The sequence below is a fragment of the Streptomyces sp. ISL-94 genome, from assembly GCF_018614075.1.
GTDB lineage: Bacteria > Actinomycetota > Actinomycetes > Streptomycetales > Streptomycetaceae > Streptomyces.
Genome location: NZ_JAGGOZ010000121.1, coordinates 1 through 675, shown reverse-complemented (window position 1 = coordinate 675; position 675 = coordinate 1). Strand labels below are relative to the sequence as shown.

The window sequence follows — 675 nt, the reverse complement described above, 5'->3', positions numbered from 1 at the left end:
GGCCCAGTGCAGCAGCCGGGTGAGGGCATGCCGTACCTGGGCGTCACGATGATCCGCGCTGCCGGTGAGGTCGTAGAAGAAGCGGCGGGGATTGCCGGTCGGGTTGCCGTGCCGGTCCAGTCGCCAGGCCGCGAGGTGGTCGGCGTTGGTGTCCACACCGATCACGCCGTGCGCGAGGGCGGCCTCGATCGGGATCGTCGGGGTGGGCGGGTACTGCCAGGAAGCGGTCAGGTACCAGCGGCCGCGCTGCACGTCGTAGTGGATGCGGTAGGCCACCGCCCGGTTCGCTTCGACACGGTCGGCCCACTCCGTGCCCCGGTGGGGGAACGTCACGCGTGCGGCGAGCACGTACCGGCCGTGCCCGGCGTTCGCCAGCCCGGCGAGCGGGACGGGGAGCTTGATGCTCAGTTCACCGTCGGGTGCGACGCGGACCGTCTCGTTGCCGTACCGCTTCCCGCTCTCGCCGTCAGCGGCGAGGAACCAGCGTTCGGTTTCCCAGCGTTCCCGCCACTGCGGTTCGGTGAGCTGCGCGGCCGCGAGATGGTGACGGGTGCCCAGAAGCCGTCTACCACCCCGCACGACCCGGACCCGCCCGGCTTCGCGGTCCGCCCGCACCGCATCGAGCCGGTCTTGAAGCAGGTGCAGGCGGCGGGTCTTGGCGAACCACTCCCGCTT

The 675-nt window shown here is 71.6% G+C and carries 1 pseudogene; it reads right to left on the bottom strand.

Annotated features, from left to right (window positions below):
• Positions 1-675, bottom strand: a pseudogene (locus J7E94_RS35130) (IS200/IS605 family accessory protein TnpB-related protein); the annotation flags it as partial.